Source organism: Leisingera sp. ABM4_060 (genome assembly GCF_056158765.1).
Window position 1 is genome coordinate 124,256 of sequence record NZ_JBSWTX010000002.1, and the last position, 17,041, is coordinate 141,296.

General features: G+C 61.8%; 16 protein-coding genes. 5 read left to right on the forward strand and 11 right to left on the reverse strand.

All coding sequences use genetic code 11. From position 1 onward, the window contains the following. Positions 1-2 precede the first annotated feature (2 nt). The 9 genes from ACXAEH_RS21125 to ACXAEH_RS21165 all read right to left on the reverse strand — a co-directional run bounded on the left by ACXAEH_RS21125 (position 3) and on the right by ACXAEH_RS21165 (position 9,225). Positions 3-1,016, reverse strand: a complete 1,014-nt coding sequence (locus ACXAEH_RS21125; protein WP_475035854.1) for an alpha/beta fold hydrolase — start codon at positions 1,014-1,016, stop codon at positions 3-5. A 64-nt stretch (positions 1,017-1,080) separates the two neighbouring features. Next, positions 1,081-2,733 (reverse strand): BCCT family transporter, encoded by a 1,653-nt coding sequence (locus ACXAEH_RS21130; protein WP_475035856.1) that lies wholly within the window; start codon positions 2,731-2,733, stop codon positions 1,081-1,083. 103 nt (positions 2,734-2,836) lie between these two features. After that, positions 2,837-3,634: an ABC transporter ATP-binding protein gene (locus ACXAEH_RS21135; RefSeq protein WP_475035857.1), complete on the reverse strand. Its 798-nt coding sequence runs from the start codon at positions 3,632-3,634 to the stop codon at positions 2,837-2,839. Positions 3,635-3,664: 30 nt separating this feature from the next. Further along, entirely contained in the window at positions 3,665-4,720 is a 1,056-nt protein-coding gene (locus ACXAEH_RS21140) for an ABC transporter substrate-binding protein (RefSeq protein ID WP_475035859.1), read from the reverse strand. 70 nt (positions 4,721-4,790) lie between these two features. Continuing rightward, on the reverse strand, positions 4,791-5,636 hold the full coding sequence (locus ACXAEH_RS21145) for an ABC transporter permease (RefSeq protein WP_475035861.1): 846 nt from the start codon (positions 5,634-5,636) through the stop codon (positions 4,791-4,793). A 24-nt stretch (positions 5,637-5,660) separates the two neighbouring features. Continuing rightward, complete coding sequence (locus ACXAEH_RS21150; RefSeq protein ID WP_475035863.1) at positions 5,661-7,103, reverse strand: glutamine synthetase family protein; 1,443 nt, start codon at positions 7,101-7,103, stop codon at positions 5,661-5,663. Positions 7,104-7,262: 159 nt separating this feature from the next. Beyond that, the gene (locus ACXAEH_RS21155; protein ID WP_475035865.1) at positions 7,263-7,661 is read right to left on the reverse strand and encodes an AraC family ligand binding domain-containing protein; all 399 of its coding nucleotides are present in this window, start codon (positions 7,659-7,661) and stop codon (positions 7,263-7,265) included. A gap of 3 nt (positions 7,662-7,664) precedes the next feature. After that, a complete protein-coding gene (gloA, locus tag ACXAEH_RS21160; protein WP_475035867.1) occupies positions 7,665-8,102 on the reverse strand; it encodes a lactoylglutathione lyase in 438 nt (145 codons plus the stop codon). Between the two features lie 19 nt (positions 8,103-8,121). Then, positions 8,122-9,225: an aromatic ring-hydroxylating oxygenase subunit alpha gene (locus ACXAEH_RS21165; protein WP_475035869.1), complete on the reverse strand. Its 1,104-nt coding sequence runs from the start codon at positions 9,223-9,225 to the stop codon at positions 8,122-8,124. Between the two features lie 438 nt (positions 9,226-9,663). Between ACXAEH_RS21165 and ACXAEH_RS21170 the strand changes: the two genes are divergently transcribed. After that, positions 9,664-10,227 carry an Lrp/AsnC family transcriptional regulator gene (locus tag ACXAEH_RS21170; protein WP_475035871.1) on the forward strand — a complete coding sequence of 188 codons (564 nt, stop codon included), beginning with the start codon at positions 9,664-9,666 and terminating at the stop codon, positions 10,225-10,227. A 93-nt stretch (positions 10,228-10,320) separates the two neighbouring features. Here ACXAEH_RS21170 and ACXAEH_RS21175 read toward each other — a convergent pair whose 3' ends face one another. Then, positions 10,321-11,232: a LysR family transcriptional regulator gene (locus ACXAEH_RS21175; RefSeq protein ID WP_475035873.1), complete on the reverse strand. Its 912-nt coding sequence runs from the start codon at positions 11,230-11,232 to the stop codon at positions 10,321-10,323. A 143-nt stretch (positions 11,233-11,375) separates the two neighbouring features. Between ACXAEH_RS21175 and ACXAEH_RS21180 the strand changes: the two genes are divergently transcribed. From ACXAEH_RS21180 to speB, 4 genes are read left to right on the forward strand one after another with little or no spacing between them, the layout of a single operon-like run. Then, positions 11,376-12,392: a TRAP transporter substrate-binding protein gene (locus ACXAEH_RS21180; protein WP_475035875.1), complete on the forward strand. Its 1,017-nt coding sequence runs from the start codon at positions 11,376-11,378 to the stop codon at positions 12,390-12,392. Positions 12,393-12,445: 53 nt separating this feature from the next. Then, positions 12,446-13,069 carry a TRAP transporter small permease gene (locus ACXAEH_RS21185; RefSeq protein ID WP_475035877.1) on the forward strand — a complete coding sequence of 208 codons (624 nt, stop codon included), beginning with the start codon at positions 12,446-12,448 and terminating at the stop codon, positions 13,067-13,069. After that, a complete protein-coding gene (locus ACXAEH_RS21190; protein WP_475035879.1) occupies positions 13,066-14,346 on the forward strand; it encodes a TRAP transporter large permease in 1,281 nt (426 codons plus the stop codon). Before ACXAEH_RS21185 ends, ACXAEH_RS21190 begins: the two co-directional genes overlap by 4 nt. A 21-nt stretch (positions 14,347-14,367) precedes the next feature. Then, positions 14,368-15,333 carry an agmatinase gene (speB, locus tag ACXAEH_RS21195; RefSeq protein ID WP_475035881.1) on the forward strand — a complete coding sequence of 322 codons (966 nt, stop codon included), beginning with the start codon at positions 14,368-14,370 and terminating at the stop codon, positions 15,331-15,333. A 165-nt stretch (positions 15,334-15,498) separates the two neighbouring features. On the opposite strand, the gene ACXAEH_RS21200 is transcribed toward speB, so the two are convergent. After that, on the reverse strand, positions 15,499-17,037 hold the full coding sequence (locus ACXAEH_RS21200; RefSeq protein ID WP_475035883.1) for a trimethylamine methyltransferase family protein: 1,539 nt from the start codon (positions 17,035-17,037) through the stop codon (positions 15,499-15,501). Positions 17,038-17,041: the final 4 nt, after the last annotated feature.

The window sequence follows — 17,041 nt, forward strand, 5'->3', positions numbered from 1 at the left end:
AACTAGTCTTCGAGCAGTGCGCGGATATTGGCATCCAGCTGTGCAGTGAAGCCTGGGTCATTTCCCGGATTGGCGGCGCAATGGCCCCAGGGCGAGTCATAGGGACGGAAGACGGCGTTGGACATGTGGCGGGCCTCGATCTCGTTGTCTTCGGGCGGGAAGTAAAGGTCCTGGGTGCAGGGCATCAGAATGGCGCGGGCCTTGATGGCTTGGAGGGCGGCCTGGAAGTCGCCGTTGTAGAGCGGCCCGGCAGAAATGTCGCCGGCCTGCCAGGTGGCGAGTTTGGCCAGGAGGTTGTTGGCGTCCCAGCCCTGAACGTGGTCCTGCTCCCAGTCCTGCAGCAGGTCTTCGATGGTCTCGAAGCCGAGCTGGCGATAGAGATGCGTGCGGTAGAAGGTCTGGGAGAAGGCCCAGCCTGCGTAAACCCGGCCAAAGGCTTTGAGGCCTGCCTCGGGCAGGGCAGTGTAATTGCCGCCGTCCCAGCTCTGGTCAGCGCAGAGGGCGGATTTGACACCTTCGAGGAAGACGAAGTTATGCGGGGAGGTTTTGGCCGAGGCGCAAAACGGCAGGATCGCCTGCACCATGTCCGGGTATTGCGCCGCCCATTGGTAGGATTGGCAGCCGGCCATGGACCATCCCGCCACCAGGGCGATTTGTTCGATGCCCAGGTGGTCATGGATCAGGCGGTGCTGGGCGGCGATATTGTCCCACATCTGCACCAGCGGGAAGCGCGGGCCGTCTTGCGGGGCCGGGGTGTTCGAGGGCGAGGAGGAGCGGCCGTTGCCGAACAGGTTGGGGCTGACAATGAAATGGCGGGCCGGGTCGATGGCGCGGCCGGGGCCGAAGAAGCCTTCGTTGCGGGAATTGGTGCCGGTGTAGAAGGTGGGCAGCACGATGACGTTGTCGCGCGCGGGCGAGAGGGTGCCATAGGTCTGATAGGCGAGCTTGGCGTTTTTCAGGACACCGCCCGACAGCAGCGGCAAATCACCTAGGTCAAGGATTTCATAGTCCGGCATTTTGAGGCTCTTCTTTCATGAAAATAGGATGCGCCCCGGCCTGTTTCCAAGCCGGGGCAGGGATTTATTCGGCGGGGCTGCTTGCGTCCCCGCCGTGGCGCGCCCGCATGCCGTCGCGGATCACTGCCTTGAACAGGGCGATGCTCATCAGCGCCATCACCACTGAAAACGGCAGCGCGCCGATGATCATCGCGGTGTTAATCGCGCCGAGGCCGCCGGCCACCAGGAGCGTGCCGATCACCAGCGTCAGGGCGGCGCCCCAGACGATGATGTGGATTTTCGGCTTCTGCTGGGCGTCGCCGCCGGCTGCGATGGTGTTGATGATCAGCACCGCCGAGTTTGCCGAGGTCACCAGATAGGTGAGCAGCAGCACCACGATGACGGCGGTCATCAAGAGCGCCAGGCCGGAGGGCAGCATGTGGTTGATCATTGCAAACAGCTGCGAGGAGATGCCGGCACTGGTGATCGTGTCGCCTGCATCGCCGTTCAGGGTGAGATCGATGGCGGTGCCGCCGACAAAGGTGAACCAGACAAAGCACATCAGCGACGGCACGATCATCGCGCCCAGAACGTACTCGCGGAAGGTCCGCCCGCGGGAGATGCGGGCCAGGAACAGGCCGACGAAGGGCGCGAAGGCGATCCACCAGGCCCAATAGAAGATGGTCCAGCCGCCCTGCCAGCCGGCCAGCTGGGTAGCGGTGCTGTCCGCGACTCCGTCGCCTTTCCAGACGGTGACCGCCATGGCCGGGAAGGCGGTTACATAGTCCCAGAGGCCGATGAACAGGCTTTGCAGCGCAAAGACGGTCGAGCCGAAGACCAGGAAGAAGGCAAGCAGGAAAAAGCTGAGCCCCATGTTGATATTGGAGAGCCACTTGATGCCTTTGCCGACGCCGGAGAGCGCGGAGAGGGTGGAGGCCAGCATCACGATCCCCAGCGCGACGATCATGGCGGTGATTGTGGGGGTGCCCTCGGCGTCCATCATCCAGCTGGCGCCGGTGATGTTGAAGATGCCGGATGCAAATTGCGACACGCCATAACCCAGCGTCACCGAGACGCCGAGGATAGTGGCAATCACCGAAACGATGTCGATCGCATGGCCCAGCGGGCCGGAGAGCGCATTGCCGAACAGCGGCGTCAGGCCGGAGCGGATGGTCAGCGGCAGCCCGCGCGAGTAGCTGAAGAAGCCAAGGGTCAGGCCGACAATCGCGTAGCAGCCCCAGGCGGAGAAGCCCCAGTGCATGAAGGACCATTTGTAGGCGGAGCGCACGCTGCCGGCGCTGGAGCCTTCGGCCTGGCCCTGGATCACATCCGGGTTGGTGGCAAAGTGGTAGATCGGCTCAGCGGTGGCATAGGTCAGCATGCCGATCCCGATCCCGGCGCCGAACATCATGGAAAACCAGGAGAAATTGGAGAACTCCGGCTTTTCATCGGCAGCGCCCAGTTTCAGCCTTCCGGTTGCGGGCCAAACCGCCAGCGCGACGCAGACCACGATGTAGAACGCCATCACATACATGTACCAGCTGCCGGTATTGGCATCTATGGCGCCGCGGATGCTTTTGAGCACCGCGCCCGCCTGATCCGGCCAGACCGCGGCCCAGAGGATCAAGAGGCCGATGGCGATCTTGGAGCCGAGGGCGACCATCCTGTTGAACCCGCGGTAGAACCCCTCGTCATGTGTGTCGATGTGCAGATCCGTCATCGGTGGCTTTATGGGCATTTAATGTGTCCTTCCTGCCGGTATTGAAGTGCCCCGCAAGTGCGGTTTCGCGGCCTTTTGGGGCCTGCGGGTTTCGTGAAGTCCCTGATTTACGGGTGAGGGTTCAGGCGTCCTCTTCCAGCTTGGCCTCGCCGCGCATCAGCTGCATGATTTCGCGTTCGCACTCAGGGTAGCCGCCCAGTGCGACCAGATCCTCCTTGCTGCGGATTTCCTTGCCCTTCTTGAAATCGAGTTCGAGGATGGTTTTCAGCCGCCCAGGATGGGCAGAAAGAAAGACGATGCGGTCGGCGAGGAAGATCGCTTCCTGAATGTCGTGGGTGACCAGCAGGATGGTGGTCTGGGTGGTGCGCATGATGTCCAGCAGCATTTCCTGCATGTGCCAGCGGGTTTCGGCATCGAGCGCGCCGTAGGGTTCATCCATCAGCAGGATTTCCGGTGCGTTGGCCAGGGTGCGGGCGATGGCGACCCGCTGTTTCATGCCGCCGGAGAGGGTTTTCGGGTAGGCACCGCGGAACTTGGTGAGGTGCACCAGGTCGATGAAATGCAGCGCACGTTCGCGGCGTTCCGCCTTTGGGATGCCGTTCAGCTTCATCCCGTATTCGACGTTTTCCAGAACCGTCAACCAGGGAAACGACGTGTAGCTTTGAAACACCATGCCGCGTTCGCGGGCGGGGCCGTGGATCGGCCGGCCCTCCAGGCTGAGGCTGCCACTGGTAGGGGTATGGAGGCCCGCGACGATGTTCAGAAGCGTGGACTTGCCGCAGCCCGAAGGGCCCAGCAGCACGCAGAGCTCGTTGCGGGCCACCGAGAAGGACACATCGCGCAAGGCCTCGACCCCGCCGCCGCGTGTGGGGAATGTCTTGCAGACATTCTGGACGGATAGAATGGTGCTGGATTGCATGATGCGCCCCTCTTTACTGGTTTCAGTGGGTCAGCCGCGGTAGCCGCCGTCGTAAAGCTCCTTGTGCAGAGTGCATTCGACGCCGGTTTCGGGCGCCTTGACCTCCTGGATCAGGCCGAACTTGACCCACCATTCGCTGACCAGGTTCCAGTGGTCCGACATCTGGCCATTGGTCTGCTCAAACGGCGGGTTGCCCGGGGCGGCACCGCAGAATTGCGCCGCTTCGATGAAGTCATAGACATAGAGGCCGCCGTCCAGGGAGCTGCCGTCCTTGCCCAGCACCAGTTCGACGTCGGCGATGCTCATCCCCATGCCCTTGGCGATGATCTCGTTGCCCTCGGTTGGGTTCTGCTTCCACCAGGCGATGGCGTCATACATGGCCTGCATGGTCTTCAGCGCCACGTCGCGGCGGTCGTTGATCAGCGCGTTGCTCATGTAGTGGCCGTCGGCGACCACAGCGTTTTTCAGCCAGAAGGGTTCGTCCGACTGGGTCAGGATGCTGGCGCCTTCCAAAGCCTTCAGCGTGTTAGTGCCATAGGGTTCCCAGAACTCAGAGGCCGCCACGCCGCCGCCGATCATGGCGGCAAAGGCATCGTCGGCGATGATGTTGCGGTAGATAACGGAGTCATAGGCGGCGCCGTTCTGCTCCAGCCACATGGCGACATAGATCTGCGCCAGGCCGCCTTCGAGCACGGCGACTTCCTTGCCAGCCAGGTCGGCAGCGTTTTCAATGCCGGGGCCTGCAACGACCTTGTCAGTACCGTTGGACAGATTGCCGAATGCGACCAGCTTGACCGGCAGGCCGCGTTCGACGCCAACAGGGGTGAATTCGGCGGTGGAGGAGACCACATCAAGCTGACCGGCAGCAACGAGGTTGAAGCTTTCATAGGGGTCTTCAATGGTCTGGTACTGGATGTCCAGATCCGGGGCGAGACCCTTTTCTGAAGCGATATGCCAGAAGCCGTAGCCTGGCCAGGTGAAGCCCGCGATCTTGACGCTTTCTGCGGCCCATACCGGGGCGGCGGCGCTTGCCAGTGCGAGGGCTGCAATGCAGCCACTGGCGGATTTCAGCAGTTTCTTGGTCATCGTCACGATACCTCCCTTGCGACGTCGTTTTGTTATTTGGCTTGTTGTTTTCTGGTTCTGCTCCGGCTCCTCAGGAATAGTCGTCGAGATACTGGAACGCCCGAGCATGTAGCGCCCGCAGCAGGTAGTCGAAGATCAGCCCCAGCAGGCCGATCACCAGGATGCCGGCCATGATCTGATCCACATGCAGGAAGCGTTTGGCGCGCATCATCATGGCGCCGATGCCGGCATCCGCGGCGGTGATCTCGGCGATCACCAGATAGGTCCAGCTGACCGCCAGCATCTGGCGCATGGCGATCACGATGTTGGGGAGTGCAGCCGGGACCACAACCGTGCGCAGCACCTGCCAGCGGGTACCGCCCAGGGTCACGGATGTGTTGATCAGATCCTTCGGCACCGCCTTGGTGTGGTCGGCAATCAGGGTGATCAGGAACCAGATCACACCGATGAACAGAAGTGCCAGTTTCTGCGCATCGCCCGCCCCGAACCACATCAGCAACAGGGGAATGAAGGAAGGGGCGGGCAGGTAGCGCCATGCCGAGACGAAGGGGGAGAAAAACGCTTCGACCGATTTGAACGCGCCCATCAGGATGCCAAGCGGCACCGCCACGGCGCAGGCCAGGGCAAAGCTGAACATCACCCGCCAGACACTGACCAGCACATCGCCGAGAAAGCCGTTCTCGGCAAACAGCGTGTAAAGCGCTGTCAGGACCTTGCCAGGCCCTGGCAGCAGGATTGCGGGCATCACACCGGACCAGGCGGCGATCTGCCAGATGGCAAAGAAGATGACCCAGACCGCCACCCCGAGGGTGAGGCGCCAGGATGCGGGGATGTCCGATTTGAACTCGAAAATCCGCAGTTTCGGGCGCGTGTCCTTGGCCCGGGTTGCTGGTATCGTCCGAAGGGCCTGGGTCATGGGTCTGTCCTTTGCTGGGAGGGCTTAGTAGAGGCGCAGGTATTCCTGCACTTCCCAGTCGGTGACCGACTGGTGATACCGCTCCCATTCGTCGTTCTTGTATTCCAGGAACGATTTGCGCATCACCGGGCCCATCACATGTTCGGCCATCTCGTCATGGCGCAGCGCCTCGATGGCGTTGAACAGGGTGCGCGGCAGGCGGCGGATGCCGAGTTCCTGCAGTTCGGCCTCGGTCTTGGAGTAGAGGTCGAAATCGGTGGGCTTGCCCGGGTCGATCTTGTGTTTGATGCCCTTCAGCGCGCAGCTGAGGTGCATCGCCATCGCCAGGTAGACATTCATCGTCATGTCGCAGGCGCGGTTCTCAATACAGTGGCGGCTTTGCGGCAGCCGGAACTGGGCCGAGCGGTTGTTGAAGCCGTAGGTGATGTTGGTCGGCGCCCAGGTGACGGTACCGCCCTCGAAACCGCCCACCCGCGGCACCAGGCCGTTGTAGGAGTTCACCGTCGGGCAGGTGATCGCGGTGATCGCCTCGGCGTGTTGCATCAGCCCGCCCACGGCCCAGCGGCTCTCATCCGACCAGTCGCTGCCATCGGCGGTTTCAAAGATGTTCTCGCCCGGGCGGCTGTCATGCTGCATCGACATGTTGATATGCGCGCCGGAGCGCCAGTCGCCCACCGTCGGCTTCGGCATGAAGGTCACGAACATGCCGTGCTTCTTGGCCACCTCTTTCAGGGTGATGCGCAGGAAGGCCAGCCGGTCGGACATTTCCAGCATGTTGGTATAGTGGAAATCCAGCTCGAACTGGGAATAGGCGCCCTCGGCCACCACGTCGTGCAGGTTCCAGCCCAGGCCCTCGATGATGTCGATCATGTCCTTGAGGAAGGGCATGGAGTTGATGGAGTATTCCACGTCATAGCCGAACGCTTGGCGGCGCGGGCTGATCGCCTTGCCCAGATCGTCGTCAAAGGCTTTCACCGGCAGGCCGTTTTCATCGTATTTCATGACGATGAATTCAGGCTCAACCCCGGCATAGCCGGTATAGCCTTCCAGCTTGGCCTCATGCATGGCGCGCTTCAATGCCTGGCGCGAGCAGACGTTGTAAGGTGCGTCTTCCCAGTAGAGATCGGAGAAGATGATCGCCATCGAATTGTCCCAGGGGCAGACATAGACGGCGTCGAGATCCGGCACCACCACCTGGTCGCTGTCGGCGGGGCTGAGTTCCGGCACGAAGGAGATCGAATGCACCGCGAACTGCGGGCCTTTGCCCAGGCAGAGCGGTTCGAAATCACTCATCGGCACCGGTTTGGTTTTGGGGATGCCGTGCAGGTCGATCCAAGCGGCCATCACGTATTTGACGCCGGCCGCTTCCAGGCGTTCGCGCACTTCGGGGATGCGCGGGCGGTTGCGCTCCACCGCGTTGTGGAAGCTTTCGTAATAGATCTTCTCTTCGGGATTGGCTTTCAGCATCTGTCGTCCTCCCTTGAATGGCAATATGCTGCTGGCCGCTGACCGGGGCCGGTCAGCGCTGTTTTCGGTTTCTTGCTGTGCAGTTACCTGGCGAAAAAGGCGGGCAACCCGTCACCCGGGGCTCGGACTAGGGTGCCCAGTCGCCAGGAGCGGCGTTTGTCAGCCGGGGACAAAGTCCGCCGGATCGATGCCCGGAACCTCGGTGATCCCGGCCAATTGTTTCCAGTTGTGCGGATAGGCGGCGTAGAAGATCACGCATTTGCCATCGGCCTCGTAAGAGATGTGGTTGTCCTTGGGCACAAACAGCACGTCGCCGCGGTTGCAGATGTATTCCTTGTCGCCGCAGACCAGGCGGAAGGTGCCCTCCAGGCAGTAGATGATCTCGTCGCAGGTCAGGTCCCACGGCACCTTGATGTTGTTCAGAACATTGATGCCGCCGCACATGGACTTGCTGAATTCGCTGGTGACCATCGGCTTGATGTAGGTGTCGCTGTCGCCCATGGAGTCATAGCGCTCCTGAACCAGGTCGAATTTGAAGAGTTGAGGTGCGTCGCCCATGGGTTAGTTCCCCTCGCTGGTCAGGTGTTTCAGGATGCTTTCGTTCAGTTCGACCTTGTAGCCGTCCGGGTCCTCGCAAAAGGCGATGACCCGGGTGCCGTTCTTCATCGGCCCCGGCGGGCGGGTGATCTTGACGCCCGCCGCGGCCAGCTGCTCGCAGGCGGCATAGACGTCCGGGGTCTCAATGCAGATGTGGCCCCAGCCGTTGCCCTTGTCGTAAGGCGCTTCCTGATCCCAGTTTGCGGTCAGCTCCAGGGTGGGGGATTCCGCCTCCGGGCCGTAGCCGATGAAGGTGTTGGTGAATTTGCCCTCGGGGTAGTCAGTGCGGCGCAGCACCTCCATGCCCAGAATTCCGCAGTAGAATTCCAGCGATTTCTCCATGTCCAGCACCCGCATCATGGTGTGGGCGAGGCGGAAACCCTTGGAAATGGGTTCACTCATTGGTCTTGTTCCTTGTTCTTCACTGTTGCGCCGGCGCGCTGGCCAAATCGCGTTCGATCAGGTCCTGGAAGGCACGCACGCTGTCCTCCCAGGCAGGCGACAGCAGGCCGCCGCCGGCTGCAACCGGGGATTTGCGGCCCTCGTACATGCGTTCGACCATTTCGTGGTCTTCCTTGTGGACATCCCACCAGAGGTCCTTGAGACCTTGGATTTCATCTTCGCTCAGCTGCTGGCCTTCGGTGGTGTAAAGCGCGCGGTACTGGCGCATCTTGCCGGGGCCGATGGGAACGTTCAGATAGACGCCCAGCTGGTCCGGGAAATAGCGGCCCAGGATGAAGTTGGGATAGAGCGTCAGGTAGCGCGAGCTGACGGCAAGGCTGCCGGAGGTTCCGACCTCTTCCTTCAGATCCACGGCGCTGCCGATGCAATTGCCGTCGGTGATGGTGTAGTGGTCCTCCAGCGGCTGATCGGTGGTCGAGGCATGCACGAACTGGACATGGTAGGGCTCGATGAAGTTCTCCATGATCAGTTTCCAGTTGGTGTCGATCTCGCCGAAGTCGAGCAGGCCAATCGGTTCCAGCTTGCCGTAGTCGATGCCCTCCAGCCGGCTGATCAGCGGTGCGGCGTAGTCTTCGAACTCCGGCGCATCGCCGTCCAGGTTGACGAAGATCCAGTCATGCCAGACATGGGTGCGGACCGGTTTCAGGCGGTGCTCCTTCAGGTCGAAGCCATCGAACTCCTGTTTGCCGGTGCCGGCAAAGTGCGGCGCTGCGCGCAGCCGGCCTTCCAGGTCATAGGCCCAGGCGTGGTAGGGGCAGCGGATCAGCTTGCCGACGTTCTTGGGCTTGTCGACCAGAGTCATGCAGCGGTGCAGGCAGACATTGTGGAACACCTGGATGCTGCCGTCCTGGCCGCGCACTGTCAGCAGCGGCAGGCCTGCGCAATTGACCGGATTGGCGTCGCCGGGATTGGCGATCTGATGAGCAAATCCGATGAACACCCAGTTCTTGGACAAGACTGTCCGGCATTCCTGCTGCCAGATGTCCTCGCTGCGGTAGGCGTCCGCGGACAGGCCATGCTGCGGCCCGCCGGCGACCTGCGTTCTTTCTTCGGCAATTGTCATTCGTCCTCCCTTCGACACTGCCACATGCGGCGGCCTTTTCTAGGCTTCCGCATGGATTGCGCTCCTGCGCCGGGCTGGCCTGTTTGCAGATCCTTGGCCGGTTTCGCAGGGCTTGGGCCGATGTTTGCGAAAATCGTATGATTTTGCAACAGTTTTTTACGATATTCGTTATGGAGGGCAATTTTCCGATTTGAATCAGGAGAAAGCTGGTCGGAAAGCGGCGTGGAGGTGCGAAATTCGCATATGTCTTGCCGAAAATTTGGGAGAATCACAAAGACTGCCCTGGTTTGCAGAGGATTTCGCGGCCGTCAGACCGCAGGAATGGCGGAGGCCGGTGGCTGCCAAGCAGTTTTCGCGGGATTTTTGCACAGGAAATTTGCGGATTCCGGTGTGTTCTCCTAATCTGAGTTGCGAATACAGCAATCGGGCAGCAGGCATATGGCAGCAAAGCAGCAATCCACTTCGCGCACAAAACGCGCCAGTCAGAGCATCCGGTCCCCGGGCGATGACCTGAACCAGCAGATCATCCGGATGCTGCAGCAGGACGGGCGGATGGCGTTTTCCGAAATCGCGCAGAAGCTGGATGTCTCGGAGGGCACGATCCGCAACCGGGTGAGCGGCCTGCGAGAGAACAACATGCTGCGGATTGTGGCGATGTCGGATCCGGTTGCGACGGAGTACACGACAGATGCGATGATCGGCGTCAATGTGGCCTCGGGTGTCACTCCGCGGCAGGTGGCGGAGCGGCTGAAGAAGGACCCGCGGGTGGTCTTCATCCTGTGGGTGGCGGGCCGCTATGACTTGGTTGTCGAACTGGTGAGCGACGACAGCGATGCGCTGAAAGGGTTTCTGGAAAGCGAGATCCACGGCAGCGATGACATTGCCGACGCCGATGTCATGCTCGGGCTGCAGAATTTCAAGAACCAGTTCCTGCTGAAACGGGATATGGCTGGCGAAATGGCGGGCGGAGTGACGGGCGGCAATGGCGAGGCGGAAGGTTGAGCCGAGGGGCGGGCCTCCCGCCTGTTCCGGCACATTTGAAAAATGCGCCTTGCAGTTGGGCGTGGCGCCGGGCTGGCGCCCGGCGCGGCTGCGTCAGCTCGCTGCGGTTTTGCCGGGCCTTGGATGGCAGCAGTCCTTCACGTCCTGAACGAACAGCTCTACCGCGCGGCGGTGCACCTGGATGCGCCGCGTGGCAAGGCAGAACGGGGAGTGCCAGCGCAGTTGCGGGTGGCTGAGCTCGCGCAGCTTGCCGGCTGACACCCAGGACTGCGCATAGTGTGCGGGCAGCGGTCCGAGGTATTGGCCAGTTCCGATCAGCATTGCCATGGCTTCCATATTGGCAACCACCGCCCTGGGCTCAGGGCTGCCGAGATCCGGCGAGACCAGCATGTCGTAAGAGCGCTGGCAGAGCGGATAGGGCGACACCTGCTGCGGTGTCACCTCGTGGCCGGGCAGGGCAAACAGCGGATGGGTCGGGCCGCAATAGAGGCGGTGCTCTTCGGTGCAAAGCTCTTCATAACTCAGATCGGCGATCTGGTTGCGGAAGGGGGCGATGGCCGCGTGCAGCTCGCCGGTGATCAGCTGCTGGGTGAGGTCGGCGGGGGAGGCGACGACGATCTCCAGCCGCACCTCGTTGGGGCGGCTGAGAAACCGGTGCAGTGCCTGGGAAAGGTTGAGGCCGGGCAGGCTGTTCACCGCATCCACCATGCCGATGCGCAGGTCGCCGGTGACCGCGTCGCGCAGCTCCAAAAGTTCTGCGTCGAAGTCGCGGGCGCTGCGCAGGATGTCGCGGGCTTTCTGAAAGGCGATCTCGCCGCGTTCGGTCAGGCGGAAGCCGCCGCGGCCGCGTTCACAGACCCGGTAGCCCAATGAAGTTTCCAGGTCGCGGATGCGGATGCTGATGGCGGACTGAGTGATCCCAAGCGCGTATTGCGCATCGGAAAACCCGCCGCATTCCACCACGGTGACAAAGGTTTCCAACAGCGTGTTGCGCAGCAGTTTCATGGCGCGCTTCCCTCCGGGGTTCTGTGGCAGTTACATAAATTTTCTTCATGTGAAGATAATCAATGTAATATTTTTTCATGCATGTGCTTGTGCTGATCTGTTCTCCGACCTTTGTCAACCATGCCAACTGGGAGGAGACCCGCATGGCCTTTACTTTGAAAACCCTGAAGACCACTGCTGCCGCGGCGCTGCTGAGCCTGGCGCCGGCGGCGGTGTTTGCCGAAGACTGGAAGTTCGCCATTGAGGAGATTCCGGGCTCGATCATGGACGCCTATGCGCAGGAGTTCAAAAAGCGCATCGAGGCGGCAACCGATGGCGATGTGACCGTGACCGTCTATCCGATGGGCACCCTGGGCACCCCGACCGAGACCGTTGAGCAGGCTGCCGATGGCATCATCCAGCTGACCAACGTCTCGATCGGCAATCTGGGCACCATCGTGCCGGAAAGCCAGGTGTTCCTGCTGCCCTATCTGCTGCCCTCCGACCCGGCGGCGATTTCGAAGATCCTCAGCAGCTCCGAGACCATCTATGGTTCGCTGAACGAGGACTTCCAGAAGCGCGGCCTGGAAGTGATGACCATGTATTCCGAAGGCCCGCAGGTCTGGACCACCAACCGCGAGATCCGCACACCCGAGGATTTCGACAACTTCAAGATGCGTGTGATGGTGTCGCCGATCCTGCTGGAAACCTACAAGAACATGGGCGCCAGCCCGACCCCGCTGCCGTTTGGCGAAGTGTTCGGTGCGCTGCAGCTGGGCGCGGTGGACGGCCAGGTGAACCCGATCCCGACCATCGAGGAAATGAAGTTCTATGAGGTCACCAGCCATCTGATCTGGGCCGGTGAGCAGGAACTGGTGACCACCGTTGTCGCAGGCTCCGACTGGTTTGCCACCCTGACCCCGGACCGCCAGCAGCTGGTGCGCGACACCATGGCGGATATGACCGGTTTTATCGACGGCGTGGTCACCGATTTCAACCAGGCCCGCCTGGACGTGATCAAGGAAGCCAAGCCCGACATCGGCCTGGTGGTTCTGACCGAAGAAGAGCGTGACGTCTTCCGCGCCCGCTCGGGCGGCACTGCCGCGGCTTATGTCGAGACCGCAGGTGCGCGCGGCCAAGAACTGCTGGACGCGCTGCAGGCAGAGCTGGCGGGCAACTGATCCCGCCTTCAGGCCCCGCGCATCTGTGCGGGGCCGCACCAAGGGAGGATATCATGCAAGACGGCAAATCCGCTCCCTTCGGCTTACTGGGAAAGATTGACGGTGCCATCGGGCGTATCGAGGTCTGGATCCTGGGCTGGGGGATCATCCTGATGGCTGGCAACACGATCGCCAATGTTTTTGGCCGCTACGTGTTCAACCAGTCGATCTATTTCTCTGAAGAACTCAATGAGTTCCTGATTGTCATCGTCACTTTCATGGGGCTGGGCTATGCCACCCGCAAGGGCATCCACATCCGCATGTCGGCGATCTATGACGCGCTGCCGGTGAAGATGCGCAAGGGCCTGATGGTTGTGATCGCCGCCACTACCGCGGTGATGATGGCGCTGCTGGCGTGGTACGCGCTGGAATATGTGCAGAAGGTCGCGAGCCGCGGCCGTATCACCCCGGCGCTGCAGGTGCCCCTGTACCTGACGTATGTCTGGGTGGTGATCGGGCTGGCGCTGACCTCGTTCCAATATCTGCTGACTGCGCTGCGCAACCTGAATTTCACCGAGGAGGAGATCTATGTCTCCTACCTGGAGGTGGACAGCTACGAAGACCCGGAAACCGCCGCAGCCATTCAGCGCTATGAAGACGCCGGTGAAGAAATGCGGGGCGGGGAGGAAAAGCAATGACTGAACTGATGCTTGCCGTGATGATCCTGCTCTTGCTGGCAGGGTTCCCGATGAAGATGCCGCTGATCTCGGCCGCGGTGCTGGGCTTCCTTGTCTACTTCCCATCCATGAACATGCAGATCCTGATCCAGCAGATGATCGGCGGGGTGAAGCCTGCCGCGCTGATTGCGGTGCCGATGTTCATCCTGGCCGCCGATATCATCACCCGCGGCCATTCCGCCAACCGGCTGATTGACGTGGTGATGAGTTTCATGGGCCATATCAAGGGCGGGCTGGCGATCTCGGTGACCTCGGCTTGCGCGCTGTTCGGCGCGGTCTGCGGCTCGACCCAGGCAACTGTGGTGGCCATCGGCGGCGCAATGCGGCCTCGGATGCTGAAATCCGGCTACAAGGACAGCTTTGCCATCGGCCTGATCGTCAACGCCGCGGACCTTGCTTATCTGATCCCGCCGTCCATCGGCATGATCATCTATGGCGTGGTCTCCGGCACCTCGATCTCGCAGCTGTTCATTGCGGGCATCGTGCCGGGGCTGCTGATCGTGGTGCTGTTCTCGGCCTATTGCATGGTCTATGCCTACCGCCACAACATCCCCGTGCTGCCGCGCGAGGGCTGGGGCCAGCGGTTCACCGCCATGCGCCGCGCGTTGTGGCCGATGGGCTTCCCGGCGATCATTGTCGGCGGCATCTACGGCGGGGTGTTCTCGCCCACCGAGGCGGCCGCGATCTGCGTGCTTTATGCCGCGGTGCTGGAGGTACTGATCTTCCGCTCGGTCAAGCTGCGCGACCTCTGGGACATTGCGCTGTCGACCGGCGCCATCACCTCGGTGGTGTTCATCCTGATCGCGGCGGGTGCGGCCTTCAGCTGGACCTTGAGCTTTGCCCAGGTGCCGCAGCAGATCATCGCCTCGCTGGGGCTGGATGAGGCGGGGCCGCTGATGGTTCTGCTGGCCGTGAACATCGCCTTCTTCGTGGGCTGCATGTTCGTCGACTCGATTGTGGTAATCCTGATCCTGGTGCCGATCTTTGCGCCGATGATCAAAGCCGCGGGCCTCGACCCGGTGCTGGTTGGCGTGCTGATCACCCTGCAGGTGGCCATTGGCGCCGCAACCCCGCCATTCGGTTGCAACCTGTTCACCGCCATCGCAGTCTTCCGCAGACCGTTTGTCGAAGTGGTGCGCGGTGTGCCACCCTTCCTCATCATCCTTCTGATCGTGACCGGGCTGCTGGTCGCCTTCCCGCAAATCGCCCTGTTCCTGCCGGAACTGGCTTACCGCTAAAACAAGAAACTGGAGAGAAACATGTCTGGACACGGTTACGAATCCGGCCGCCTGAACCTGCCCTTTGTCGGCATCGCCACCTTCGGCAAGAAACCCTATGTCGAGGACTGGGACAACATCAACGCCGACGTCGCCATCCTGGGCGCGCCGTTTGATTTCGGCTGCCAGTTCCGCTCCGGTGCGCGCTTCGGCCCGCGGGCGGTGCGTGAGGCCTCGACACTGTTCAGCTTCGGCCACGCCGGCGCCTATGATCACGAGGATGACGCCACCTATCTGGGCGAGGAGGTGCGGATTGTTGACTTGGGCGACGCCGACATCATCCACACCAAGACCGAGGAAAGTCACGCAAATATCGAATACGGCGTGAAGAAGATCCTGGATGCAGGCGCCATTCCGGTGACCATCGGCGGCGACCACTCGGTCAATATTCCCTGCATCAATGCCTATAAGGAAGACTGCGCCAAGAACGGCCCGATCCATGTAATCCAGATCGACGCGCATCTGGACTTTGTCGACGAGCGCAAGGGCGTCACTGACGGCCACGGCAACCCGATGCGCCGCGCGATCGAGAAAGACTACGTCTCCGGCATGACCCAGCTGGGCATCCGCAACGTGTCCTCGACCGCCAAGGAAGGCTACATCGACGCCCGCGAGCGCGGCTCCGACATCCTGTCGGTGCGGCAGGTGCGCAAGCTGGGCACGGAGGCGGTGCTGGACCGCATCCCCGAGGGCGCGCGCTACTACGTGACCATCGACATCGACGCCTTCTGCCCCTCGATCGCGCCCGGCACCGGCACCCCCAGCCACGGCGGCTTCCAGTATTACGACGTGCTGGAAATCCTGCAGGGTCTCAGCAAACGCGGTGATGTGGTTGGCATCGATCTAGTGGAAGTAGCCCCGGCCTATGACCCGGCTGAAAGCACCCAGATTCTGGCGGCGCAGCTGCTCTTGAACTTTATCGGCTTCATCTTCCACAACAAAAAATAAGCCTCCTCCCGCTTGCCCTTGCATCTGCAAGGCAGCGGAAAACCTGGCACGCCCCTCTCCCATTGGCGTGCCAGGCCTTTGTCTTTCCAGGGACTGACTCTATGCTTCTTTCTGGTTGGAAATACTCCGGGGAGCGCGAGGGGCAGGCCCCTCGCTTCCGCCCTCTCAAGGCTCGTCCGAGCCAATGTCTTCCTTGCGCTTGGCCACATAGGCCGCCAGCTCTTCTTTTATGGCCTGATCCATTGCGGGCTCCTCGTAATCCTGCAGCGCCTGCTGCCAGAGGCCGGTGGCCCGCTGCAGCGCATCCTTGGCGCCTGCCGCTTCCCAGTTCTCGTAGTTCTGCCAGTCCGACAGCATCGGCCTGTAAAACGCGGTCTCGTAACGTGCCATCGTGTGCTCGGCGCCAAAGAAATGGCCGCCGGTGGGCACCGATTGGATCGCATCAAAGCCCAGCTCATCCTCGTTAAACTTCATCGGTTTCAGAAACTCGATCATGTTCTGGATGATTTCCACATCCATGATGAATTTCTCATAAGACGCGGTCAGCCCGCCCTCCAGCCAGCCGGCCGCGTGGTAGACGATATTGGCACCGCCCAGCACCGCGCCCCAGCTTGCCATCATGGTCTCGTACGCCGCCTGCAGGTCGACTGCATTGGAGGCATTGGCGTTGGAGGTCCGGTAGGGGATGCCATAGCGCCGCGCCAGCTGGCCGCCAACGATATTGGCCTTGGCGTTTTCCGGCGTGCCAAAGGCCGGTGCGCCGGAGCGCATGTCCACATTTGAGGTGAACGAGCCGTACATCACCGGCGTGCCCGGGCTGACCAGCTGGGTCAGCACCACGCCGAACAGCGCCTCGGCGTTTTGCTGCGCCAGGGCGGCGGGCAGGGTCACCGGCGTCATCGCCCCCATCAGGGTAAACGGCGTTACCGTCACCGGCTGGCCGTATTCGGCCATCGCTATCAGCCCGTCGCTCATCGCATCGTCGAACAGCCGCGGCGAGTTCACCGAGATGATGGTGATCACGCCCGGATCCCCCTTCATTTCTTCCGGGGTCTGGCCGCGGGTGATCGCCATCATGTTGATGCCGTCCAGCGCCCGGCCGCGGCCGATGGCGGAGCAGTGGAACGACAGGTCCGAATAGGTGAGGTTGGCCTGGTAGGTGTCCAGATGGCGGTTGTTGGCGGGCAGCTCCAGCGGTGCGGTCACCTGGTTGCCGATCAGGTGGATGGCATTGAAGTGATGCGCCAGCTTGATGAAGTTCTGATAGTCGGTGAGGTTGCCCTGGCGGCGGCCATTGATGCAGTCGTGCACATTCGGCGGGCCGGCCACCAGGCCGAAGTTCACGTGGTTGCCGCCCATGGTGATCTGCTTGGCCCGGTTGCGCGCGGTCAGGGTGAAAGTGCGCGGCACCGTCTTCAGCGCCTCCATGACGAGGCTTTCATCCATCCGGATGGTCTTGGTGTCCCGGTCGACGATGGCGCCTGCGGCCTCGAAGATGTCCATGACATTGCCGCCCATCACCCGGATCCCGGCCTCCGACAGGATCCGCATCGAGGTGGCGTGCAGCTGGTCCATCTGCTCGGGGTTCAGCAGCTCATACGCCGGGTAGGTGTTTTTCACCTGGGTCCAAGGCAGCTGGTCGATGCTGCCGCCGGAACGGGTGGATTTTCCGCGGCGTCCGCCGCTGCGCCGTTCACGTGCCATGGGT